21 protein-coding genes are annotated in these 25,008 nt (G+C 44.0%); 11 read left to right on the top strand and 10 right to left on the bottom strand.

The annotated features are described in order from the left end of the window. Positions 1 to 118: 118 nt before the first annotated feature. On the bottom strand, positions 119 to 2,293 hold the full coding sequence (locus HUO09_RS05885) for an esterase-like activity of phytase family protein (protein WP_188233328.1): 2,175 nt from the start codon (positions 2,291 to 2,293) through the stop codon (positions 119 to 121). A 195-nt stretch (positions 2,294 to 2,488) separates the two neighbouring features. Beyond that, entirely contained in the window at positions 2,489 to 3,244 is a 756-nt protein-coding gene (locus HUO09_RS05880; RefSeq protein ID WP_188233327.1) for an SDR family NAD(P)-dependent oxidoreductase, read from the bottom strand. Between the two features lie 130 nt (positions 3,245 to 3,374). Between HUO09_RS05880 and HUO09_RS05875 the strand changes: the two genes are divergently transcribed. Together HUO09_RS05875 and HUO09_RS05870 are read left to right on the top strand one after the other, a co-directional pair. After that, complete coding sequence (locus HUO09_RS05875) at positions 3,375 to 4,295, top strand: LysR family transcriptional regulator (RefSeq protein WP_188233326.1); 921 nt, start codon at positions 3,375 to 3,377, stop codon at positions 4,293 to 4,295. An 89-nt stretch (positions 4,296 to 4,384) separates the two neighbouring features. After that, a complete protein-coding gene (locus HUO09_RS05870) occupies positions 4,385 to 5,509 on the top strand; it encodes a carboxypeptidase family protein (protein WP_188233325.1) in 1,125 nt (374 codons plus the stop codon). 89 nt (positions 5,510 to 5,598) lie between these two features. Here HUO09_RS05870 and HUO09_RS05865 read toward each other — a convergent pair whose 3' ends face one another. Together HUO09_RS05865 and HUO09_RS05860 are read right to left on the bottom strand one after the other, a co-directional pair. Continuing rightward, positions 5,599 to 6,537, bottom strand: a complete 939-nt coding sequence (locus HUO09_RS05865; protein WP_373563684.1) for a diguanylate cyclase — start codon at positions 6,535 to 6,537, stop codon at positions 5,599 to 5,601. 101 nt (positions 6,538 to 6,638) lie between these two features. After that, positions 6,639 to 7,355, bottom strand: coding sequence for a glutamine amidotransferase (locus tag HUO09_RS05860; RefSeq protein ID WP_188233324.1), 717 nt, complete (start codon positions 7,353 to 7,355; stop codon positions 6,639 to 6,641). 197 nt (positions 7,356 to 7,552) lie between these two features. On the opposite strand from HUO09_RS05860, the gene HUO09_RS05855 reads away from it, so the two are divergent. Both HUO09_RS05855 and yghU read left to right on the top strand, forming a co-directional pair. Continuing rightward, positions 7,553 to 8,356: a MetQ/NlpA family ABC transporter substrate-binding protein gene (locus HUO09_RS05855; RefSeq protein ID WP_188233323.1), complete on the top strand. Its 804-nt coding sequence runs from the start codon at positions 7,553 to 7,555 to the stop codon at positions 8,354 to 8,356. A 205-nt stretch (positions 8,357 to 8,561) separates the two neighbouring features. Beyond that, positions 8,562 to 9,422 (top strand): glutathione-dependent disulfide-bond oxidoreductase, encoded by an 861-nt coding sequence (yghU, locus tag HUO09_RS05850; protein WP_188233322.1) that lies wholly within the window; start codon positions 8,562 to 8,564, stop codon positions 9,420 to 9,422. Positions 9,423 to 9,502: 80 nt separating this feature from the next. Here yghU and HUO09_RS05845 read toward each other — a convergent pair whose 3' ends face one another. Beyond that, positions 9,503 to 10,189 carry a DNA-3-methyladenine glycosylase I gene (locus HUO09_RS05845; protein WP_188233321.1) on the bottom strand — a complete coding sequence of 229 codons (687 nt, stop codon included), beginning with the start codon at positions 10,187 to 10,189 and terminating at the stop codon, positions 9,503 to 9,505. Between the two features lie 195 nt (positions 10,190 to 10,384). On the opposite strand from HUO09_RS05845, the gene HUO09_RS05840 reads away from it, so the two are divergent. After that, the gene (locus HUO09_RS05840) at positions 10,385 to 11,134 is read left to right on the top strand and encodes a GntR family transcriptional regulator (RefSeq protein ID WP_167412916.1); all 750 of its coding nucleotides are present in this window, start codon (positions 10,385 to 10,387) and stop codon (positions 11,132 to 11,134) included. Positions 11,135 to 11,225: 91 nt separating this feature from the next. Here HUO09_RS05840 and HUO09_RS05835 read toward each other — a convergent pair whose 3' ends face one another. From HUO09_RS05835 to uxaC, 3 genes are all read right to left on the bottom strand, one after another. Then, entirely contained in the window at positions 11,226 to 12,713 is a 1,488-nt protein-coding gene (locus HUO09_RS05835; protein ID WP_188233320.1) for a UxaA family hydrolase, read from the bottom strand. A 9-nt stretch (positions 12,714 to 12,722) separates the two neighbouring features. Next, positions 12,723 to 14,183: a tagaturonate reductase gene (locus tag HUO09_RS05830; protein WP_188233319.1), complete on the bottom strand. Its 1,461-nt coding sequence runs from the start codon at positions 14,181 to 14,183 to the stop codon at positions 12,723 to 12,725. Positions 14,184 to 14,279: 96 nt separating this feature from the next. Continuing rightward, entirely contained in the window at positions 14,280 to 15,692 is a 1,413-nt protein-coding gene (gene uxaC, locus HUO09_RS05825; protein ID WP_188233318.1) for a glucuronate isomerase, read from the bottom strand. Between the two features lie 377 nt (positions 15,693 to 16,069). Here uxaC and HUO09_RS05820 point away from each other — a divergent pair, with 377 nt between their 5' ends. The 5 genes from HUO09_RS05820 to uxuA all read left to right on the top strand — a co-directional run bounded on the left by HUO09_RS05820 (position 16,070) and on the right by uxuA (position 21,621). Then, positions 16,070 to 16,606, top strand: coding sequence for a TRAP transporter small permease (locus HUO09_RS05820; RefSeq protein WP_188233317.1), 537 nt, complete (start codon positions 16,070 to 16,072; stop codon positions 16,604 to 16,606). Next, positions 16,603 to 17,964: a TRAP transporter large permease gene (locus HUO09_RS05815; RefSeq protein WP_167412911.1), complete on the top strand. Its 1,362-nt coding sequence runs from the start codon at positions 16,603 to 16,605 to the stop codon at positions 17,962 to 17,964. Before HUO09_RS05820 ends, HUO09_RS05815 begins: the two co-directional genes overlap by 4 nt. 16 nt (positions 17,965 to 17,980) lie before the next feature. Next, positions 17,981 to 18,943, top strand: coding sequence for a TRAP transporter substrate-binding protein (locus HUO09_RS05810; RefSeq protein WP_167412910.1), 963 nt, complete (start codon positions 17,981 to 17,983; stop codon positions 18,941 to 18,943). A gap of 119 nt (positions 18,944 to 19,062) precedes the next feature. Then, positions 19,063 to 20,544, top strand: coding sequence for a mannitol dehydrogenase family protein (locus HUO09_RS05805; RefSeq protein WP_188233316.1), 1,482 nt, complete (start codon positions 19,063 to 19,065; stop codon positions 20,542 to 20,544). A 3-nt stretch (positions 20,545 to 20,547) separates the two neighbouring features. Then, complete coding sequence (gene uxuA / locus HUO09_RS05800) at positions 20,548 to 21,621, top strand: mannonate dehydratase (RefSeq protein ID WP_167412908.1); 1,074 nt, start codon at positions 20,548 to 20,550, stop codon at positions 21,619 to 21,621. 557 nt (positions 21,622 to 22,178) lie between these two features. On the opposite strand, the gene HUO09_RS05795 is transcribed toward uxuA, so the two are convergent. Together HUO09_RS05795 and HUO09_RS05790 are read right to left on the bottom strand one after the other, a co-directional pair. After that, entirely contained in the window at positions 22,179 to 22,694 is a 516-nt protein-coding gene (locus HUO09_RS05795; RefSeq protein ID WP_167413733.1) for a cytochrome b/b6 domain-containing protein, read from the bottom strand. Further along, complete coding sequence (locus HUO09_RS05790) at positions 22,687 to 22,959, bottom strand: PepSY domain-containing protein (RefSeq protein ID WP_167413734.1); 273 nt, start codon at positions 22,957 to 22,959, stop codon at positions 22,687 to 22,689. Before HUO09_RS05790 ends, HUO09_RS05795 begins: the two co-directional genes overlap by 8 nt. 208 nt (positions 22,960 to 23,167) lie before the next feature. Between HUO09_RS05790 and HUO09_RS05785 the strand changes: the two genes are divergently transcribed. Beyond that, positions 23,168 to 24,874: a methyl-accepting chemotaxis protein gene (locus tag HUO09_RS05785; protein WP_188233315.1), complete on the top strand. Its 1,707-nt coding sequence runs from the start codon at positions 23,168 to 23,170 to the stop codon at positions 24,872 to 24,874. The last annotated feature ends 134 nt before the right edge of the window (positions 24,875 to 25,008 follow it).

Here is a 25,008-nt window from a genome sequence, read left to right as displayed (position 1 = left end):
TATAGTTAATAAGTGTGAGATTGGTCTTAATACTAAAGTGTTGCTTTGGGTGTGAACGAATTAAAAGCGAGCCGCTTAGGGCTCGCTTGGAGAGTAGTATTCTGACTTTGAAGAGAACTTAGAACTTGTCTACTTTGAAGAACAGCGTTTCGCCACTGCTGTCGTCTACGCCGTCATTGTCGGTGACTGCATAACCTTGACCGGATGTATCGATAGTAAAACCTTCGATTTTATCAACCACATACCCTTTCGTTGCTTTTAGATCTGGCAAGAAATCGTGTACCAAGGTTTTGCTTACCGTTGGTAACTGGGAACCTAACGGCGCTGGTTTGAAATCAGAAAGTGCAACTTTATAAAGACGTTTGACTCTCGCAGCCGTATCCAACTGGTTGTCACGCTCAACAATGTACGCGTTGTCTCCGTAAATCGTGATTTCAGACAGACCAACCCAACCTTTCTGCGCGCTTTCTAATGGATATTTGACGGCGCTCCATTGTTTGGTTTTGGTGTTGTAGGAAAGCAGTTTGACGGTATTTTTCTCATCATCTTTCCAAGGGCGCTGAATTGCGACCCATAAAGAATCACCCTGAATAGCGATACCCTCAGCACCAAATCGTTCTTGATGTTGAAGTAACTCGGCAGGGAAAGGCACTGTTTGGTCAATTGCACCGCGTTTGGTGACATGTAACAGTTGATGCGGAACGGATTTTCCAGCGTTGCCCTCAGAAGCAAGCCAGAATCCACCTTGTGGGTCAACGGCGATGCCTTCTAAGTCGAGCTTTTCTGCGGCTCTGCCACCATGAGTGATGATGATTTTGTCTTTTATCAGCGCAGGAGACTGTGTTGCATCAATAGTAAAGATTGCGGGTTGAGCAGAGTAAAAACTGTCGCTGACGGAATAGAGAATACCTGCTTGGTTTAAATCTGCCGCCAGCCCCGATAATGCTCCCCAGCCAATAGGACGGTTGTTGTTGTCCATTGTGGACTGAATCATAGGATAGGCTGGCGCTTCATTCGTCCATTGATAAATCATTACATGAGAGCGGGCACCTTTGTCTTTCACCATGTCTTTTTCGTTTGCCGTCGCAATCAGGCCGCGTTTTGGAATTGCAATCGCGGATTCTGGTGCGATACCTGAAGGCAGCATTTGAACAAATTCTGGCTCGGCTCCGGTATCACGATAAACCCCCATAATTGAGCCACGCTCAGACATAACAAAAATGTACGTATCATTGTCGAATTTTGCTACTTCAATCCCTTCTGGTTCAGCGCCTTTCTTGCCTGAACGTTTTTCTGGGTAATGGCCTGCTTTGACCACTTCGTATTCAAAACTCGCTCCGCTTTCAAACAGAACTTCACCTTGTTTGTTGAAAATGGTAAAGCCTCGAGCACCGCCTTTGTAATCGCCTTCGTTCGCTATGACGAAACGGTCATTGTCGAGCCATTTTACTGAATCGGGTTCTCTGCGTACGTTAGTTAGCGATTGGTTGAAAGTCAGCGCGCCATCTTTCTTGATATCAATATTTTTTAGATCAACGGTGCCTGCTGAGAAATGATGGATGACTTTTCCAGATTCCGCATCAATGATGGCGATGTGGTTGTTTTCCTGAAGTGTAAGCGCTATTTCGTTGTTGTCGTTGAACGCGACAAATTCTGGCTCAGGATCGGACGGTGCAATTTCAGTGATGCCCGTTAAGTCCACTTTCTTGGTGCTTGCACAATCAAGTTTGTTGTTTTTGATCGGAACAATAGAAAGGTATCCCGCAGGCATTTGTGGCAACTCACCATCGTTGAGTTCTTCGTCACGTTCGTTCTCAATTGCAACGGCAACAAAACGACCGTCTTTTGATACTGCTACAGAGTCAGGCTGTCCGCCCAAATCACATTTTTGAATCAGCTTATGGCTCGCGACAGAAACCGCGGCCAGATAGCCTGAAGGTTCGGTGTAACTTTTCGAAGTGTTAACACCCGCAACCACCATTTTGCCTATCGTTGCTACCGATGTCGGTTCACCCTGTAAATCAAGAAACCCCGCAGCTAAAGGCTGATTTGGGTTTTTAATGTCGATGAAACCAATACCGCCCATCGGGCTGTCAGAATAGATCAAGGTATTGCCATCTTCCGATGCGGTTATGATCTCTGATGACGTCACCGAAGATTTCGCTTTACCCGCAGGAATGTTGTCTGCTACCGAAAATGTAGCAATACGTTGAAATGATTCTGCATGCGCAAAAGATGAAGCGGCTGCAATGGTTGCCGCTAGTAATGTGGTTTTTAGATATTTGACTTCCATGCCTTATTCCCTGTTATTTAAGACTTAGTCGAACACGCTAGATACGCTGTGTGTCAGTTGCATGAGAGTTTTATGTTGTTATGTTTACAGAATTCGAAATTGCCATGTTAGGGCTAGTTTTTAGTCCTGTTTGAAATCTTGAAGAGAGAAGTATAAGAGCGGGGCACAGTTAAGCTATGCCCCCCTTATCAGAAATTAAAGAATCATACCGCCTGACGCCTCAATTCGTTGCCCCGTTACCCAGTCAAAGCCTTCGCTAAACATAGATGAAATGATTTTTCCAATATCGTCAGCTTCACCGACACGTCCTAGAGCGGTAACCGATGACACCATCGCTTGTGCCTGTTGATTGTCACGAATTGCGCCGCCTCTAAAATCGGTTGCGATAGCCCCCGGAGCAAGCGTATTCACGCGAATGTTGTTTGCCGCAAACTCTTTCGCCATATAGCGAGTCATCACTTCTACTGCACCTTTAGCCATGGCATAGGCCGCGGAGCCGGGGAAAGAAAATCGCGTTAAACCAGAAGATACATTCACGATATGACCGCCAGATTTGATTAGCGGAAGCATCTTCTGTGTGAAAACAAACGGACCTTTCACGTGGGTATTAAACATCTCTTCAAGATCTTCAATACTCGTTTCTTCGATCGTGGCATGCAAACCGGTTCCCGCATTGTTTAACAGGTAATCAATGTCAGAACGTCCAAATTGCTCCTGTAGGATCTTCGAAAGGGAGCTTTCAAATGCAGCAAACGAAGCGGTATCACGGATATCACATTGCAAGGCTACTGCTTTTTGTCCCAAACGTTGGATTTCGGCAACGACATCCAGCGCCGCTTGTTGGTTACTGTGATAGGTGAAAATGATATCGACGTTTTTCTCTGCCAATTTAAGTGCCGCGCTTTTGCCTAGACCGCGGCTGCCACCAGTTATTAGTGCAATTTTGTTCATGTCTTTACCTTTTGAGCTCAGTTGTTGGGTTCGTTTATACGTTACTCTTCGGTATTGGATTGAAAAATAGCGGTAATCAGACAACACTGTTCGTATCAAATGAACAATAACCAGTGAGCAAACGAGGCTGATGGATAAGATTGAAACGATGAAGCGTTTTATTGCGGTCGCTCAAACAGGCAGTTTTACGCAGGCTTCCAATCAACTTGGCGTGCCGAAATCAGCGATTTCTATGTCGGTGAGCCGTTTGGAAGAGCACCTACAAACGAGGTTATTGAGACGCAGCACGCGGCAGGTTTCATTAACAGAAGCTGGTGAACGTTACTTATCTCAGAGCCTGAGACTGATTGACGAATTGGAAGGGCTAGAGAATCAGTTTCAGCGCGAAAGCAATGAACTCAGTGGCGTGATCAAAGTGGATATGCCAAGCCGCTTCTTTTCTACGGTCGTCGCGCCTAATCTTCACCAATGGTTCGAACTTCACCCGAAAACCCAACTGAGACTAGTGGGAGCAGACTATCGAATTGATCTCATCAAAGAGCGTATCGACTGTGTGATTCGCGGTGGAATATTGGAAGACAGCAATCTGATTGCGCGACATTTGGGCAGCATTGAAATGATTAACTGCGTTAGTCCAAGTTATGTTGAGAGGTATGGGTTGCCGACTCAACTTAATCAGCTTGATCAGCATTTTGTCGTGGATTATGCACCTGAGCAGAGCGGATTACAGAGTGGTTTTGAGTACGTCAAAAATAACAAAACGCACTTTGTGTCAACCAAGAGCCTGATTTCAGTAAGTACAACGGATGCCTATTTGTCAGCGTGCCTCAATGGTTTGGGTATTATCCAATTACCCAAGTGGGGAGTGCAGGAGCACATCGCCAATGGAGAGCTGATTGAAGTACTGAGTGATTATGTCTGTATGCCGATGCCAATGTCGGTGCTCTACGAGTCTCGCCACCAACAGCCAAGAAGAATAAGAGAATTTATTGACTGGTTAACTCAGCTATTTGAGCGATTTAGCAGCAATGAACCAGAGACAAAGTTGTAATCTTTAGAACATTCTTTTAACTCATGGTTTATATTGATAAATTGGACAAAACACCGAACAACCAAGACTCCGAGCAATATAGTGACTTTATGAAAATATTTAGTAATTTTGACGCGGGTAATATTGAAGTTATCAACGCTGAAAATCGTGAAGATATTCAATTGTCGATTAAACGTGATAACGAGACTGAAATTGCTCAATGGTTTTTCTTTCGAGTAGAAAGTGAAGCCAACACAGAGCACAAGTTCCGCATGATGAACCTCGCAAAATCGGCTTATCCAGAAGGCTGGGACGGTTACGATGTGGTGGCTTCTTACGATCGTGAAGAGTGGTTCCGTGTGCCCGCTTCTTACGACGGCGACAACCTGAGTTTCTCGATTCTGCCAGAGTACGATTCGATCTATTTCGCCTATTTTGCGCCATACAGCTACGAGCGTCATTTAGACTTGTTGCATCAAGCTCAAATGCACCCACAAACCAAGCTTCAAACGCTAGGTCAAACACTGGATAACCGTGACATCAGTCTGTTAACGATTGGTGAATCAAGTTCTGAGAAGAAAAATATTTGGATTACTGCACGCCAGCATCCGGGTGAAACCATGGCTGAATGGTTTGTGGAAGGTTTGCTGCAACGCCTGCTTGATAACACTGACACCGTAGCGAATGCACTGCTTGAAAAAGCGGTATTCTACATTGTGCCAAACATGAACCCAGATGGCAGCGTTCGTGGTCACCTGAGAACTAATGCGATTGGTATCAACCTTAACCGCGAATGGCAATCACCGTCATTAGAGAAAAGTCCTGAGGTTTACTACGTTCGTCAGCGAATGATGGAAACGGGTGTTGATCTGTTCCTCGATATTCACGGCGATGAAGCAATCCCTTATAACTTCGTGGCTGGTGCCGAAGGTGTTCCAAGTTACAACGAGAAAATGGCGAACCTTGAAGCTCTGTTTAAGCAAGCATTAACCTTTATCACGCCTGAGTTTCAGGATGAATTTGGTTATGACAAAGATGAACCGGGTAAAGCAAACTTGACCGTCGGTTCAAATTGGGTTGCCGAAGAATTTAAGTGTCTGTCTTACACTTTAGAGATGCCGTTTAAGGATCATAACTGCCATCCTGATGAGCTTTATGGTTGGTCTCCTGAGCGTAGCGTGGCATTCGGTCAAGATGTACTGGCCGCTATTCCTGCGGTGATTGACCACCTGTAAGATACAAAGTGTAATCGATAAAAGGCACGCCAGTTCTCTGACGTGCCTTTGTTGTATTCGGTGGAAATGTAGAAGTCGGATTAAGCCAACTAATTGGTTTTGGTTGATACTCGATTTTTTCCGCGGCGTTTTGCGTCATAGAGTGCAAGGTCAGCCCGATGGTAAATGTCTTCCATCCCTGTATCACTTTCAGTGAAATAACTTAAGCCGATACTAATGGAGACTCGCGTATCGGAAAGCTCTTCGTGTAGCAGAGTGTTGGATACCGCATCTACCAGTCGCTCTGCAAACTTCACGGGAGAAATTTCGTCTGTGTGCTTGAGAATAATGCCAAACTCATCGCCACCAAGTCGTCCAATCGTGTCAGTTTTACGTACTCTCTGTTTGCAGATCTCTGCGACTTTACGGATAGCTTCATCGCCTAGGCTGTGTCCGTAAAAGTCATTAATCCGCTTAAAATTGTCGATATCGACCACAAGGAAACAGTAGTTTTCATGGTATCGCTTGAAGGCATAGAAGGCATCGTTCAGTGTTTCAAACAACTTACGACGATTGAGTGTTTTGGATAAATCATCCACTTCAGATTGATAGAGCAACTTCTGCTCAATCTGGTGTCGAGCGGTAATGTTTCGAGCAACCCACACCACAGCTCTTTCGCCATAGCGTAATGATTTCAGCGGGCTAACTCGGCCTTCAAAGCGTAGTTCTCCAATCGGCCCAGAGGCTTCATCGACCGTGTCAACGTCATCTGCAGATAAGGAATATTCAAAAACTTTGATGCAATCGCAATCGAGCGTTTCTTTAATTCGATCTTTAAACCAAGCGGCCTTATCTGCAGGAAGAACATTGGCGAGGGTTAATCCCTTTAAAGATGAGCCGTCATGATAAAGGTCGGAGTTTTCGCCACCAAATATCGCCGCATAGCGACCAGATTCAGTGAGAACAAAGACCATATCAGGCAAAGCTGAAATTACCGCAGCGTATTCTTCGCATTCATAACACTGTTTATCCATATGTTCTACTTTCACGAAGTACCAGCCTTTTTATATAGATTAAATACAGGCTTAACCGCTCGCGTTCCCAACGAAAGTGGCTCTACTGTTGATATTCTAGCTCATGTTTTTAAAGTCTAAGGGTGATCAATACGTGATTTACACATACTGGCGAACCTTACCAAAATTTGTTTCGCCTGTTCCGTCTCAGAGACTTGTTCGAGCTTACTGGTATAGCTATCGGCAATCGCTTCTTTCAAACCTTCAACAGAATCGCGCATGATGTCGCTGGTAAATTCTGGATGGAATTGCACGCCCCAAGTACAACTTCCTGCTCGGAAGGCATGGTGTTCATCCAATTCACTTCTGGCTAGGCACACGGCATTCGATGGAAGTTGCTGAACCGATTGGAAATGAACGGTTTGAGCCGCAAAGTTTGCTGGAAGTGATTCAAATAGAGGATCATTGCTCGCGCTTGGTAAACGCTCCAACTCTACCGTTCCAATTTCGAGGCCTTTGGGGTTATAACCCACAGTGCCACCAAGCGCTTGGGCGATTAATTGATGGCCAAAGCAAATACCAAGAAGAGGGATTTGTTTTTCAGTGAGGGCAACGATGTCGTTTGACAACTTCAGCATCCAGTCGGTCTTCTCGGTCACCATAGACAGTGAGCCCATGATGATGACTCCTGCTAAAGAGTCATAAGTAGGTAAAGCATCGCGCGTACCATCTAGGAACGTTACGGGGATATCGACTTCACTAATGGCTCTCTGTGCCCAGTGTTCAAAATCTCCGTATTTCTTAAGTTGTTGTTCAGGAGCCTGACCAACATTAATTATCAGTAACGTTTTCATAAATTCCTTTTTCTGACTTCCTGCTACTTTGGCTAATTTAGTGAAAACGAAATATGAGTTCAATCGGTATTTACTGCGCGGAAGAAAAGCACAGAAGGAACTACCTTATAGCAAATTTGTAGTTGCATATTAGTTAGTCATCGATAATATAGCTGTTTAGACGGCTATACGTCTTTGGTTTGGGTAAGGAATAAATAATGAACGGATATAAAAAACTCTCTCAGTTGGGCTTAGTGGCATTTTTGGTTTTCGGTTTAACAGCTTGTGGTCAGAAAGAGAGTGACGAAATCTCTGTTGGTGCAACAGTTGGGCCGCACGCACAGGTAGTGGAAGCGGTTGCAAAAGAGGCAGCTAAACAGGGATTAAAAGTGAAAGTAGTCGAGTTCTCTGACTACATTACGCCAAACGCGGCGTTGGAAGATGGCAGTATTGATTTAAATAGTTATCAGCATCTTCCTTTCCTAAACAACTACAACAATAGCCAAGGTTCTCACCTTGTATCGATTGGTAAATCTATTTTGATGCGTATGGGTATTTATTCTAATAAATACAAATCGTTAGAAGAGTTGCCAGAGAATGCTCGTGTTGCTATTCCCAATGACCCAACCAATGGTGGGCGTGGTTTACTGCTGTTTGCTGACGCAGGTTTGATTACCTTAAAAGCGGATGTGGGTTTTAAAGCGACATTAAACGATATCGTAGAAAACCCGAAAAACTTCGAGTTCTTGGAAGTGGATGCGGCGCAGCTTCCTCGTACGTTGGACGACGTTGATGCTGCGGCTATCACGATGAACTACGTGATGTCTGCGGGTCTTGATCCTAAGAAACAGGGTATCTACCTTGAATCGAAGCAAGCGCCGCTTGCAGTAATGGTGATTGCAAGTCGTGAAAAAGACAAAGATAACGAAGCATATAAGAAATTCGTAGAGATCTACCAGTCACAGGCGATTCGTGACTACATGCAACAAACCTTTAATGGCACGATCGAGCCAGCGTTCTAATTGCTCTGATTCCCGTAGTAGCGTCTGTTACTGCGGGAACTCAAATCTTTCCTGTCACTGTTTCTCCCTGCCTATATAATTTCTTCTCCCTTACAATAATTTATTGTTATAACTAAAAATTCATAAAAGACTTTATCTGCAATAATTTGCCCCTATATCTTAAGAAGTCGTAAATCGAATACGTAAACCAAGAGAAGGATCAACCATGGCAAGTGAATATATCCCACCAAGAGTTTGGACAATGGACAGCGAAAATGGTGGTCAATGGGCGAGCATTAACCGACCGGATTCAGGTGCTCGTTTTGAAAGAGAACTTCCAGTGGGCTCTCACCCAATTCAGCTTTACTCTATGGGTACGCCAAATGGCCAGAAGGTGACCATCATGCTTGAGGAGCTACTTGCTCTGGGCGTGACAGAAGCGGAATATGATGCGTTCCTGATTCGCATTGGTGACAGTGACCAGTTCAGTTCTGGCTTTGTTGCCGTCAACCCGAACTCGAAAATTCCAGCGATGGTTGATCGCTCAGGTGATGAACCTGTAAACGTATTCGAATCCGGTAATATTCTGTTCTATCTTGCTGAGAAGTTCGGCCATTTCCTACCAAAAGAAGGTGCGGCACGTGCTGAAGTAATGAACTGGCTATTCTGGCTGCAAGGCTCTGCACCTTATCTTGGTGGTGGCTTTGGGCACTTCTACGCTTATGCGCCAGAGAAGTTTGAATACCCAATTAACCGTTTTGCAATGGAAACAAAGCGTCAGCTTGACGTTCTTGATAAGCAACTGGCGAAACATACTTTTATTGCTGGTGAAGAAATCAGTATTGCAGATATCGCTATCTGGCCTTGGTACGGTAATCTGGCACTAGGCAAAGCATACAATGCTGGTGAGTTCTTGGATGTTGAGTCTTATACTCATGTTCAACGTTGGGCGAAAATGATGCTAGAGCGTCCTGCTGTTCAACGTGGCCGAATTGTAAACCGCACTTTTGGTGAAGAGTGGGAACAAGTCGAAGAACGCCATAGCGCAGCAGATATTGATGCGGTATTGAGTAAACGACCTCAATAACCATTTCTGTGCTGATAAACAAAAGGGAGAGTCTTTGGAGGCTCTCCCTTTTTGCATTATTACCGTGCTCATAAATCACTTTAGATTCGGTTTTCACCCGTGCTATAGGCGATGATCTGACTTATCTCGCTTAGGCTACGTCCAGACTCTTCACGCCATTGGCAGAATGCTTGATTGGCTGCGGTCATTGCACGTTTGGTTGTCTTTGCACTATCAATAACGCCAGTGTTCCGAAGGTAGGCTTCAACATCGGTAGAGAAGATAAACGTATCAGCACCCATAGTACGCAGAGTGTATGGCCCTGTGTTGCCACCTAGACGGTCACCGTGCTTTTTTAAGTATTCCCAAAGGCCAGTAATATTGTCTAGTGGCCAGTTTGCCACCATTTCACTGAAAGAACCGTGTTCGACTCTGGTTTCATAAATCATGCGTGCATTGCGCGGAATCGACATCACTTTGGCTAAATGACGGATGATGCGTGGATCTTGTGCTTTTTGTTCCCATACTTCGTCAGACAGCATCAACAGGGGTTCAATTTTGAAGCCGAAGAAAAGCTCTTCAAAGTTAGGCCATTTCTTTCTCACAACATCCCAAGAGATTCCCGATTGAAACACTTTCATACTAAATGCAGATAACCAGCGATCTTCAGGTAGCGCAGCAAGTTCGGTTTGACTTAATGGCGTGCTAAGCAGCGTTTCTAACTGGTCTTCGCCACCTTTACGATCGACGGCTCGTTGATAAATGGAAGAAAATTTTTCGGTTGTCATGCTTGAAGACTCTTGTTTAGTTTAGAAATAAATACTAGCAAAGGGATAACCGATCGGCACGCTAAAGAAGGGAGGAACGTGTTGCGAGTCATTTTGAAAATTTTGAAATCAGACCATTTTTTTGACTATCGATTGGAATACTATCTATGGTAAGCTGTCACTAAATTGGTATAACAAGTGGTTTGAGAGATTAATATGGAACCGAATATTAAGCTTTATCAAAAAATCGCCAATCACTTTAAAACGGAAATCTTTAATGGCGTTTACAACGTTGGGGATATGCTTCCTGCTGAACGAGTGATCGCTGAGCAGATGGAAGTGAGTCGTACCGTGATTCGTGAAGCAATGATAATGCTTGAAGTTGAAGGCTATGTTGAAGTGCGTAAAGGTTCGGGTATCCGAGTCATTAACACGCAGGTTGATAACGTAGTACCTGACATCGTGCAGTCGTCGGGTGATTTCGGTTTCATGCTTACCTGTGGTCCGTTTGAATTGCTACAGGCTCGCCAGTTATTTGAAAGCAATATAGCCGAATTTGCAGCGACTCAAGCGACTAAACAAGATTTGGTTGCTTTGATGAAGATTCAAGAGCAAGCGAAGCAAGACGATTGTTCACGTGATTCTTACTGGGATATTGAATTTCATATTCAGATGGCTCGCTGTACGCAAAACTCAGTAGTGGTACACATTGCTGAAATGCTGTCGAAACATCGTGAAAACAACCCTTATTGGAAGAAGCTTCACGAGCACATTGAAGATAATAAAATCCGCAGTTGGTGTAGCGATCACGATGAAATCGTAAAAGCATTAATCAAGCGAGATGCGGTCGCCGCACGTCAGGCAGCTTGGCAGCACATTGAAAATACCAAGATCATGCTGTTTGATGCTTCAAATGATGACTATGATCGTTTCTTGTTCTCAGAAAGCCCGATTGCTACTTCATAAACATCTTTTTAGTGGCAGAAGAAATGCTGCAAAAGAACTGAAAAATAAAGGCTACCCGAAGGTAGCCTTTGTTGTCTTTTAGCACATCTTATTAAAGCGTTACGCCACTTTTGAATACGGCGATTTCTCGGAACTCATTGATTTCATTGCGCGTCGGCTCACCATTTACGAAGCTGGTAACCTTATCGACAAATTCTTCAAGTAAGTTGTCCATTGATGTGCCTTCCACCAGAGTGCCTGCATTAAAGTCAATCCAGTGTGGTTTGCGGCGTGCTAAGTCACTGTTGGTTGCCAGCTTCAATGTGGGTACTGGTCCACCATAAGGTGTGCCACGACCAGTACTGAACAGCACCATGTGACAGCCCGCCATCGCCAGCGCAGAGGTTGCAATCGCATCGTTCCCCGGAGCACTTAAAAGGTTCAAACCCGGCTTGGTTAAACGTTCACCGTACTTAAGTACGTCCATCACCTGACTAGAACCGGCTTTTTGCGTGCAACCCAAAGATTTCTCTTCTAATGTAGAAATGCCGCCCGCCTTGTTACCCGGAGATGGGTTTTCATAGATAGGTTGTTTGTGATCGATAAAATACTGCTTGAAGTTATTGATCATGGATACCGTATTGTCGAATACGTTTTTATCAACGCAGCGACTCATAAGAATGTGTTCTGCACCAAACATCTCTGGCACTTCGGTCAACACTGTGGTGCCGCCGTGCGTGACAAGGTAATCTGAGAAACGTCCTAGCAGAGGGTTAGCTGTGATGCCTGAGAAGCCATCAGAGCCTCCGCATTCTAAGCCAAAACGAACTTCGCTCAGGTTGCCCGGAACTCGCTGATCTTTGGACATCACGTCATACAGCTTTTTCATCAGCTCAACGCCGTATTCCACTTCATCATCTTGTTTTTGACAGATCATGAATTGAACACGCTGTTCGTCATACTCACCAAGCGTGTCTTTAAACGCGTTCACTTGGTTGTTTTCACAACCTAAACCCACCACCAAAACACCGCCGGAGTTAGGGTGTTTCACCAAGTTTTGCAGCAGAATCTTAGTGTTGTTGTGGTCGTCCCCCAGTTGTGAACAGCCATATTGGTGAGTAAACACTTGCACGCCATCAATAGCTGACATGTCGACTTCAGACTCAAACTGCCTTTTCATCATGTTAGCTATAGCGTTTACACAGCCAACCGTTGGGATGATCCAAAGTTCGTTTCGAATACCCACATCACCATTCTCACGGCGATAGATATTCACTGGTTTATTTTCCAATGTGCTGTGCACATTTTGGAAATCCGGTTGGTATTGGTATTCGTTTAAATCGCTTAAGTTGGTGCGAATGTTATCCTGATAAACACGATGGCCTAGCTCTATCTTTTCCAACGCATGTCCGATAGGGCAGCCATATTTGATAATCTGGTCATTCTCAACAAAAGTTTGCAACGCCACTTTGTGCGCTTGAGGAACGTCCTCTTGCAACGTTATTTCTTGCTCATCAACGACTAATGTTGTGCCAGCACTTAAGTCTTTTAGTGCAACCGCTACATTGTCTGCAGGATGTATTTTGATAAGAGAGTTCATGCTATTTCCTTAGCAGCGATTTAACGCACGTCGCATGCCCACAAGGCAAATTTGTTCGATGTACGCGGTTACGCATTCCGTCAAACCAGGCACTTGATTGAGGTCTTGTCCCCAGTGCGCAGTGTTACCCAACACACCTTCAACTAACGCGCCATAGCTTTGCTCCCCTGATAACACCTTAGGCCACTCGGAAGCAAAGAAATCTAGCCACGGTTGGTCGTCACTAAGAGGGTAATTTCCTTCCTCACGTTCGCCGCGATAGAAGGTAATTAACGCTGCAAGTGCAAAGCTCATGTGACGAGGTAAATGGTCGGTCTTTTCTTGATACGCGAGTAACTGCGGCAAAATTCGGGTTTTGAACTTTGTCATACCATTAAGCGAAATAGATAACAGCAGGTGTTTGATGTAAGGGTTCTTAAAGCGATATTCCACATCTTGAGCAAACGTCTGCAGTTCATCTTTTGGCAGTGAAAGAGTAGGGATGATCTCAGAGAACATCAGCGCTTTGATATACGTTGCCATCTGCTCGTCAGCCATGCTTTCACCAACGGTATCAATACCAGACAAGAATGCCACAGGTACAAGCGCGGTATGCGCCCCGTTAAGAATCGCGACTTTACGTTCTTTATAAGGCTTGATGTCGTCAACAATTTTAATGTTGAGCGAGTGTTCAGTGCTAAGCTGATCCAGACACAGTGCTTGATTTAGCCACTGAGGACCTTGAATCACAAACAGATAGAAGTTTTCGGCACTGACCATAAAAGTATCTTTGTAGCCTAGCTCCGCTTCCAGCGTGCTCACTTCATCTTTTGGATAGCCGGTAACGATGCGGTCGACCAAAGTTGAGCAGAATGTATTTGCCGCTTCTACCCATTGTTTGAATTCAACAGGTAACTCCCACGCCTCAATGTAGCGGCCAACAATTTCTTTCAAGCATTCGCCGTTGTAATCGATAAGTTCGCAAGGAACAATGATCCAGCCTTTGTCTTCATCGGCTTCAAAGTAGTTGTAGCGCTCCCACAGCATACGGGTCAGCTTAGCTGGGTAGCTACTTGGTGGTAAATCATCAAACTGATCGCTTTCCACAAATGCAATTCCCGCTTCCGTTGTGTTTGAGAACACAAACTGAGTTTCCGGGTTACGAGCAAGTCCAAGAATGGCTTGGAAATTTTGGTAAGCAGACAGCTCTTCGTTCACAGAATAGATAACACGGGATTGTGAGATCGCTTGGCCTGTTTCATCCAGACCACGAATCAGCGTGGTATACACACCTTGTTGAGTGTTAAGACTGGGCGGGAAGTCGGTATCGATTGGACGAATAATGCTGACGCCAGCGTTGAAATCTGTGTGTTGGTTGAGTTGGTCAATTTGCCAATCTAAAAATGCGCGTAAAAAGTTACCTTCGCCAAATTGAATAATTTTGGTTGGGTAAGAAGGGCCGGGAAAGGTATCTCGGTTTAGCTGTTTCATAAAAGTTACCTATCGATATGCTGCGGCTGAAGCACGGTGAAGAATCTCTTTGTCGGTAGAGTCTTCATCAATAAGCAACAGCCGCAGAGCGTCAGATTATTTAGCGGTAATACCGAAATAGTTTTTCGCGTTGTAATAACAGATATCGCGAACCATGCGGCTAAGCAGTTCGAAGTCCGCTGGTGCTTCACCATCTTCAACCCATTGACCAATCATTTGGCATAGGATGCGGCGGAAGTACTCGTGTCGGGTGTATGACAAGAAGCTACGGCTATCGGTTAACATACCGACAAAGCGGCTTAGTAGACCAAGCTGTGCAAGCTGAGTCATTTGACGTTCCATGCCGTCTTTTTGGTCATTGAACCACCAACCAGAACCAAATTGGATTTTGCCGGCGATACTGCCGTCCTGGAAGTTGCCACACATGGTTGCCAGAACTTCATTATCACGTGGGTTTAAACCGTAAAGGATGGTTTTCGGTAGTGCATTGTCGCGATCAAGCGCATCCAGCAGACGTGATAAAGGCAAGGCGACTAAACCATCATGGATAGAGTCGAAACCAACGTCTGGACCAAGAAGCTTGAACATTCGTTGGTTGTTATTACGTAGAGCACCAATGTGGTATTGCTGAACCCAGCCACGTTTTGCGTACTCTTTACCTAGGTATACCAATACTGCCGTCTTGAACTGTGCGCTTTCAAATTCAGAGACGTTTCCGCCGCTTAGACGTTTGCTGAGGATGGCATCCAGTTCTTGCTCAGTTGAATCTTCGTAGCAGACCGTATCTAGACCGTGGTCTGATATACAGCAGCCGTGGTCTGCGAAGTGTTGTAGGCGTTTATCTAGTGCAGAGCAAAGGTCTGCAAAACGAGCAATTTCAACATCTGCGGCTTTAGATAGTGCTTCCATATAAGCAGGGAAGGTTTCTAGGTGAATGTTGAATGCTTTGTCTGGACGCCAGCTTGGCAGCATTTGTACTGGGAAGTCTTTGTCTTCTGCTACTTTTTTATGTGCGGTGAGGTCATCGATTGGATCATCGGTAGTACCCACCATTTCCACATTCATTTTCTGCATGATCGAACGAGCAGAGAATTCAGGTGTAGCTAGCATCTCATTGGTTTCGTTCCAAACACGTTCTGCGGTGTCGTCATTTAATACAATGCCAGTAATCCCGAACGGTCGGCGTAGCTCTAAATGAGCCCAGTGATAAATGGGGTTTCCAATTGTATAGGGAACCGTACGAGCGAATGCCAAGAACTTCTCTTTATCCGTTGCGTCACCAGTACAGAAACGCTCATCCACACCATTAATACGCATTGCTCGCCATTTATAGTGATCACCGCGAAGCCAGATATCAGTTAAGTTTTGAAATTTGTAATCCTCAGAAACCTGATGTGGTAACAGGTGGCAGTGGTAGTCGATGATAGGTAAATCGGCTGCTACTTCATGATAAAGGCGTTTAGCAAATTCGCTGTGGAGTAAAAAATCCTCCGAAAGGAAAGATGTCATACAGGTTGTCCTTATGTGTTCTACCATTTGTGTGTGATATTAAACTCATAAAAGCCAAAGAAACACGATTTAAGTAGAGTTTTGATTGATTTTTGAACGTAATTAGAGTGATTTTTGTCAAAAGTTTAAAGGTGATCATACTTTAAGTAAAAAAATGAAAGCCCGTTTCGTTTTATGATCTAGACCAATTTTTTATTGTTATACCAAATGTAGGATTGCTTCATTATCGGAATTACCGATGAATAAGCTTACGAATAACGAATTGTGATGATTGCAATCGACACATGTTGTTCAGGGAAACGTCACCAACAGAATGGGAACGTAATGGATTATTTGTTCTGTCTGGTGGCACAAAAACTAATTAGAGATTAATTACTATGATAATTAAGTCTATCAACTCATATATCAATGGCTTATTGCGTGTTGTGTTGAGTATGTTTATGACCGTAATGATTGTTGCGGTTGTGTGGCAAGTATTTACTCGCTTTATATTACAAGATCCTTCTGCCTTTACAGATGAACTGTCACGTTACTTATTAATTTGGATTGGTGTGCTAGGTGGAGCTTACACCTTCGCAATCAAACGTCATTTAGCGTTGGAACTTTTGGCGCCAAGATTAAGCCATAACGGACAATTGGTGTTAGGTATCCTTATTAACCTAATCATCATTGCTTTCGCTGCTGTCACCTTTATTTATGGCGGAACTGCACTGGTCACAAACACACTTAAACATGGTCAGATTTCTCCTGGGATCGTGATTGGTGGTCACCACCTATTGATTGGTTATGTTTATGTTGTCGTACCTCTGGCGGGCTACATTATTTCTTACTTCGGTACTGTCGACGTTATTTCTTCAGTTCTTTCGCTTGTAAATAAAGAAGAGCGTGTGGCAGCAGAAGGATATTCAAAATGACTCTGATTGATTTACTGTTTTCACAAGACTTCCTAGCGAATGCGCCTGATGCATTTTACGATTTCTTTCCTGCGGCTGTGTTGTTCGGCGTATTAGGTGTTTTGCTGATTATTGGTGTGCCAATTGCGTTTGCAATCGGTATAGCTGCTCTACTTACTGTATTCATCGACTTCCCAATTGAACAAGTGACCATTCTCGTATCGCAGAAGTTAGCGAACGGGTTAGACAATTTCGGTTTGCTCGCCCTGCCATTTTTCATCGTGGCCGGTAACTTGATGAACCGAGGTGGTCTTGCTTCTCGTTTGATTAACTTTGCAATGATTTTCGGTGGCCGCTTGCCGGGTTCGCTGTCGCATGTAAACGTTATGGCGAACATGTTGTTCGGTTCATTGTCAGGCTCTGCGGCGGCTTCTGCGGCGGCGGTTGGTGGCATCATGAAGCCGCTGCAAGAGAAGCACAAATACCCAATGGACTTCTCAACTGCAGTGAACGTGGCATCTTGTCCGTCTGGTTTGCTTATTCCGCCATCAAACATTCTTATTCTGTTTGCGTTGGTAAGTAGTACTTCAGTTCAGTACCTTTTCATTGCTGGTTATGTCCCAGGCATTTTAATGGGCTTGAGCGTAATGATTGGTATCTTCTTGCTCGGCAAGCGTTACAACATTCCTCGTGAGAAAATTATTTCAACAGAGAAGAAACGCAAAGTTATCTGGGATGCTATCCCAAGCTTAACGCTGGTTATCATCATTATGGGTGGCATCTTGGGCGGTATCTTCACTGCAACTGAAGCGTCTGCGATTGCGGTTGTCTATGCTCTAATCCTTGGTTTTGCTTACCGCGAACTGAAAATGAGCGATATGTTCCCTGTGCTTGTTGATAGTGTGATTACCACTTCTATCGTATTGCTGATGGTGGCGACATCTTCTGCAATGTCATGGGCGATGGCGAACGCGGATATTCCTACTTACATCGCTGAGTTTGTACTTGAAACCTCTACAAACCCGATCATGGTTATTCTTTTGATGAACCTGATTCTGTTGGTGGTAGGTACTTTCATGGATATGACGCCAGCAGTACTGATTTTTACCCCTATTTTCTTACCAATTGCTATCACGCTTGGTATTGACCCGATTCACTTTGGGATCATCTTAGTATTCAACTTATGTATCGGTATTTGTACACCACCAGTAGGCACTGCCTTGTTTGTTGGTTGCAGTGTTACAGGCACCAAGTTGGGCGCTGTTGTTCCTAAATTGGCACCGCTATTCGTCCTCATGGTTATCACGTTGACGATAGTGACCTTGTTCCCCTCACTTTCATTATGGCTACCGGAACTAGCTGGTTATAAACCTCAATAATTGATAGGACTATAAAATGAAAACAACAAATAAACTTTTACTTGCTTGTACGCTTTCAACACTAATGGCAGGCAACGTTTATGCAGCTACTGTTAAGCTAGCTCATGCGTTACCGACAGAGCACCCAGTTCACACATCTTTGGATTGGTTTGCTGCCAAAGTGACAAAAGAAACTAAAATGCGCGTAAAAGTGTATCCAAACGGTACTTTAGGTAATGAAACTGAACTACTGCAAATGGTACAAGGTGGCACTATCGGCTTCACTAAAGTGAGTGCTGCACCACTGACAGCATTTGCGTCAGATTACAAACTACTTTCTCTACCTTACCTATACCGTGACCGCGCACAATACGATGCTGTACTTCAAGGTCCTATTGGTGAGCAAATCCTGATGTCTTCTAAAGACTCTGGCTTTATCGGTCTTGCATTCTTAGATGCAGGTGCACGTAGCTTTTACACTGACAAACCGATTCGTACTCCAGAAGATTTGAAAGGTCTGAAAATCCGTGTACAAAACTCAGCGCTTGCGATTGATACTATCAAAGCGCTAGGCGGTACTCCGGTTCCACTACCATACGGTGAGCTTTACTCAGCATTACAACAGGGTGTTGTCGATGGTGCGGAGAACAACATTCCGTCTTACTACTCTTCTCGTCACTACGAAGTGAAGAAAACATATTCTTACGACAAGCACACTATGGTTCCTGACGTACTTGTAGTGTCAACAGGTGTATGGGATAGCCTATCAGCAGAAGACCAAGCAAAAATTCGTGAAATCGCGAAAGAGACAGTTAAGCAACAAGACACTAACTGGGCAAACTACGTAGAAAAAGCGAAAGCGGAACTGGTTAACCAAAATGTGACTTTCGTTGAGAGTGACATTCCTAAGTTCCAAGAAGCGGTTAAGCCTGTGTATGAAAAATTCCGTAAGGAAAACCCAGATCTAGTACCTCTTCTAGACAAGATTCAAGCAATGTAAGCAGAGATGTTCTTATAGCGCGGGGACTTTTCCCTGCGCTATTGGTCACTCTCTCACGCAAGATTTCCTACGCAAAGAGTTCGCTTTGCGTCTATTAACATCATTTGGTTCGAATAATTATGAGATTAAGTCAAGCTCACTTACCTGCGGCTAATGCCCTAATTCAACCCAACGAAAATAACAAGAATGCAAAAGTTGGGATTGTACATTTGGGCTTTGGCGCTTTTCACCGCGCTCATCAGGCATTAATTACAGATGCTGTGATAAAAGAATTTGGCGGTAACTGGAAAATCGTTGGTGTCACTTGGAGCGATGCCGATTTACAGAAAGAGTTAATGGCACAAGATAGCCTTTATTCGGTCGGTGTCGGATACAACGATCAATTGAATATCAACATCGTTGGCTCAATCGAGACAGTGTTGATGTCAGCTCAAACAGAGCAAGTTTTAAGCTATATGTGTAACCCAGAGGTGAAAATCGTTTCGCTGACCGTTACAGAAAAGGGCTATTGCCACAACCCTGCAACGGGTGATTTAGATCTTTCACATCCACTGATTCAGCATGATTTAGAAAATATTGATACACCAAAATCGGCGATCGGTTTTTTGGTTTCAGCTATACGCTGTCGCTACCAAAAAGGTGTTCAGCCTTTTACACCATTGACCTGCGACAACTTACCTGAAAATGGTCATGTTTTAGAGAAAGTAGTGTTGCAGTTTGCTAAGCAGTTGGATGAAGAGCTGTACCAGTGGATTAAAGCGCACATTACTTTCCCGTGTACTATGGTCGACCGCATTGTTCCTCGTACGACAGAAAAAGATATCGCTCGTGTGGAGAAAGTTTTGGGTTTTGAAGACAAAGCCAGCGTGGTTACCGAACCTTTTTTACAGTGGGTGATTGAAGACAAATTTGTCAATGAACGCCCTGCTTGGGAAAAGACGTCTATCGCCAATGTGCAGGTAACAGACAACGTTGTGCCATTTGAAGAGATGAAACTGCGTCTGCTTAACGGTACTCACTCTACGATGGCCTATCTTGGTTATTTGTCTGGTTATGAAACCATTGCGGAAACGATTCAAGATCCGAATTTTAAGATCTTTGTTCGTTATCTGATGGACGAAGAAATCACGCCATCGCTAAGCATAGAAGGCATCGACCTCGATAAGTACAAAGATCAGCTGATTGAGCGTTACGAGAATAAAGGGCTGCAACACCGTACATGGCAGATTGCGATGGACGGAACACAGAAGGTTCCGCAACGCTTCCTACAAACCATTCGCTATTCACTTAACAATGGTATTTCTATCAAAGGGTTATGTTTAGCATTGGCGGGCTGGATTCGTTATGTCAGCGGTGTAAACGAACAAGGGCAGGAGATTGATGTTCAAGATCCGCTCAAACAGCAGCTTGCGCAAATTTGGCAGCAAGCTGACTCAGATTTAGAAAAAGCCTTAGATGGTTTCTTATCTCTTCGCAGTGTCTTTGACCAAGAGCTAGCGACTAATCAAACATTCAGAGCAGAGCTGCAATCCGCGTTAGAAACACTGTTTGCAAACGGTGCCAAAGCATCGGTAGCCAGCTTCGTAGCACAGAGGAAATAATAGATGAAAATGACATTCCGTTGGTACGGAGAAGGTAACGATAAAGTTACTCTCGGCAACATTAAACAGATCCCAGGGGTAGAAGGTATCGTCTGGTCACTGCATGATATGGCTGCTGGTGAGCTTTGGAGCGAAGAGCGTATCGCGAAAGAAAAAGCGATCATTGAAGCGGCGGGTTTTCATATTGACGTTGTTGAGAGTGTCAATGTTCACGAAGACATCAAACTTGGTCTACCAACTCGTGATAAATACATCGAGAACTATAAAGAAACACTGCGTCGCCTTGCAAAAGTGGGCGTAAAAGTGGTGTGTTACAACTTTATGCCGGTATTTGACTGGACTCGTACTGAACTCTACAAAGAGATGGAAGATGGTTCGAACGCGCTGTTCTTCGAAAAAAGCAAAATCGAAAATATTGATCCAATCGAGCTGATCGAAAAGTTATCGACCAATGTCGATGTGACTATGCCGGGCTGGGAACCAGAGCGTTTAGCTCGTTTGAAGGAAACGTTTAAACTGTACGAAAACTTCACGGCTGAAGACTTATGGCGCAATCTACAATACTTCTTAGAGCAAGTGATTCCTGTGTGTGAAGAAGTGGGTATCAAGATGGGTATTCACCCAGACGACCCTGCATTCCCAATTTTTGGTCTGCCACGTTTGATCATCAATAAAGAGAACATCGGTCGTTTTCTTAACTTAGTGCAAAGCCCATACAATGGCTTGAGCTTGTGCACGGGCTCTCTGGGTTCATCGAATAACGATATTCCAGACATTATAGATGCGTACCACGACCGCATTCATTTCATGCACATTCGTAACGTTAAACGCTATGACAATGGTAACTTTATCGAAGCTTCACACCGTGCTTGTGATGGTTCAGTGGATACAGTCAAAGTCGTTCAGACTCTGCATAAACATGGTTATGATGGGTATGTGCGTCCCGATCATGGTCGTCATATTTGGGGCGAAGAAAAATGGGCGCGTCCAGGCTACGGGTTATACGACCGTGCACTAGGCATAATGTATATTCTTGGTGTTTGGGATAGCGTGGAAAAAAACGCTAAACAATCTTAAGAAGGGGAACAGACAGTTATTGATAAGTGAATGATTGTCTGTTTTATAAGTGTGTCATTTCACTCATGGTGAAACACTAGCGGTGAAATGACACCTTGATTGGGTTATCTGAACTCAAGCAAACCATCAAAACTCTCCATTAGAACCAGCGTTTGTATAACAACCAAGGTTCGTTCTCTCGATTTTTCTCAGTGTCGCTGTGATTGACTCAGAATTAGAAATTAACCCAAGTTTGGCTTAGCAATAGCACTGTCAATGATGATACTGAGAATAGCGCTAGGATACTGCCTAATTCACGAATGTTGCTTAGTAACGATTTCTTTCTGTCGAACATGTTCCCACCTATAAAACGGTTAATTAAACGAGACTTTGGTCACACTTTACTCCTTGGTATGACATAGATCAACATTGCCTGTGGTTATTTTTATTCATTCGGCGAGTTTTAGGGTTTTTACTTTTATTTAATGTAATTAAATTACATAACCCTTGTTCAACAAAAAGAAAAACAGCCTGTTAGCAAAAACAGGCTGTTTTAAATATCTAATTAAATGAATTGGTTAGTGAGAGTTACGAGAAAACAGCATACTTTTCACGTAAGAGCGTTTCGTCCAGTGAGTCATAAAGATGACCGCACTGATATGAATTGCAACAGCGAACATGGTGAGATTAGCGAACAACTCATGAACTTGCTCTACCCATTCTTCTCCCCAAAACATATCTAGCTGAGTTGACCAACCGGATAAGCCTGTAAGGATGAGAAGTGTCCACATTACCCAAATCATTACTGCGCCAGCGGGATTATGACCCTGATGATCATCAGACTTGGTATTTAAGACCTGTTGCAAATGATCTACAGCTTGAGACACAGACGGCTTGAATGCTGATAGACGAGCAGGGGAGCGAGTGACAAAGCCCCATAAGAGCCGAACTGCTATCGCTGCCAGAACGATGTATCCCACCCATTCGTGCGTTTCACTGCCTTCTTCTGTGACAAAGTAGTTCGCAAGAAACATCGCGGCTACGGTCCAGTGTGTGAGACGAACGACAGTGTCCCAAACGTATGGTTTAGTCATCTTGTTCCTCTTTTACTTTACTCATATCCACTGGGTTGAAATAGATTTCAGCTTTTTTGCCTTCAGCGTTATATCCGTACAACTCGTAACAACCGGTGCTGGTTGTCTTGAACTTTTTAATCTTGTAGCCCATATCCAGAACCTGCTGTTTTGCTTGGTCGAAAGGCATCCATTTAGATTCCGGCTGTTTTGTACATACAGGATCAGAAGCCATTGCCAACGAAGATGTAGCCATCAGTGTTACTAGTAAACCAGAACGAAGCATCGTGTTAGTAGTCATGTTCTCTCCTTGAGAATCTTGGTTAACGATCAAGGCCCAGTTTGAACACTAATTCTTAAGGAATGCTTAAGAATGGTTTGCCATGCTTAAGTAAGCGCTTAAAAGAGGGTTGGGTCTAATATCGGTATAATTTTTATCCTAAATTTTTGTATCAGCTATTCTTAATTTGTTTGCTAACAACACAGAGGTGTCTATGCGTTGGCTTAAAAACCTAACAATCACCAAGAAACTGATCGGCTTAATCGTTACGTTACTTGCTCTGACTTTAATTGTTTCTTTTTATGCTGTAGTGAAAATGGAACGTGTCTCTAAAGAGATCGATGGGATTGCTCATGAAAATATGCCATTGGTCAAATTGACGAGCAGTATCACTATTAAACAACTCGAAGGCGCGGTGTTGTTAGAAAAAGCTTTTCGTTTAGCGGAGATACCTTCAGGAGAAAGCCAGCAAACGATGGCGACATTTGTAGCTCAAGTTAGGCAATCTTCAACCTATTTTGATGATCAAATACGGAACGCTAAGTCACTGCTTACCGAAGCGATAAAGCACGCTATCAGTACTAAGCAAGCCAACCATCTGTCTGAATTGTCGAAAAATTTAAGTCAGCTCGAAGAACATCATAAGGGGTATGAGAAAACCTTGTTTTCTATTTTGGATGGATTGGAAACAAAACAAAATAATGCGGCAATGGCTGAAACTGTCCATCAATTTGAAAAGTCACAGCAATTACTCAATGTGGAATTGTCTGAATTTTTAGTCGGCTTAGAAAACGCGACTGAGAATGCTGTCATGATAACGGAAGAACAAGAGCATGAAGCATTGATAGGCATGGCAACGCTGTCTATTGTCTCGATCATTTTTGGTTTAACTGTCGGCATATTATTTAGTCGCAGAATAGTCAGTTCCATGAACAGAGCGAAAAATGTGGCAGCGAGTATGGCGCAAGGCAATTTTGATCAACTGATCGAAGTGAAATCGAATGATGAAATTGGCCAACTGATGTCAAGTATGAACGTGATGGCTAATTCGTTAAGTAAAATGATCGGGGAAGTGATGAGCCGAACAGATGCCATTGCCGCAACCGTGACAGAGTTATCCGCCGTTGCAGAGGGCAATCGTCAAGCTATGCAAGTTCAGCAAGAAAACACGGAACAAGTGGCGTCAGCAATGACCGAAATGGCTGCAACTATCACAGAGGTGGCGAGCAACGCTGATAATGCTGCGTTTGCTACTTCTCGCGCGGAAACGAATGTAAAAGAGGGCTGTTCAACAATCGATATGACCCAAGAGCTGTCTGTTATGTTGGTCGAGCAAGCAAGCCAATCTCAAAACATGATTCTTGATTTAAAAAACAGCACGCAAAAGATACAAGATTTCGTCAAAGTCGTAGATGGAATATCGGAGCAGACCAACCTATTGGCGTTAAATGCGGCCATCGAATCCGCTCGGGCTGGTGAACAAGGACGTGGATTTGCCGTTGTTGCTGATGAAGTTCGAGCTCTCGCCTCTCGAAGCCAGCAGGCTACCAATGAGATAGGCAATTTGATCGAAGTGTTAGTCAAAAATTCAGAGCATGCTCATGGTGCAATGAATCAAAGTAACGAGAAAGTACACCAAACTTCCGATTGTATTCAACAAGCGAGAAATCAACTAAATCACATCGCCATCGCATTGGCTGAGCTCTCTGAATCGAATACTCAGGTTGCAGCCGCTAGTGAAGAACAAGCGGTTACTGCAGATCAAATAAGCCAGAACCTGATTGGTATTAAAGATTCCGGTGACAGAGTACTGCAAAGCACTGAAGAAACTGCTACCGCAAGTGAAGGTTTGGCGGTGCAGGCAAATGCGTTACGTACACTCATGTCTGCGTTTCAGGTAAGAGCCCAATGCATTTCGTAGTTGGGCAAAATAAACCTTAAAACCTGAGAGTTTGGTGGCTTTTTGTACTGATAATCTATGGCACTCTAAACTGGTGAACACGACTGATATTCATGAAAAATGAATACAGAAGTGCAGGATTTAGAAAGCAATGG

The organism is Vibrio sp. Y2-5 (assembly GCF_014596725.1).
Classification (GTDB): domain Bacteria; phylum Pseudomonadota; class Gammaproteobacteria; order Enterobacterales; family Vibrionaceae; genus Vibrio.
The sequence above is the reverse complement of the archived record's forward strand: the minus strand, read 5'-3'. Positions and strand labels throughout refer to the sequence as shown.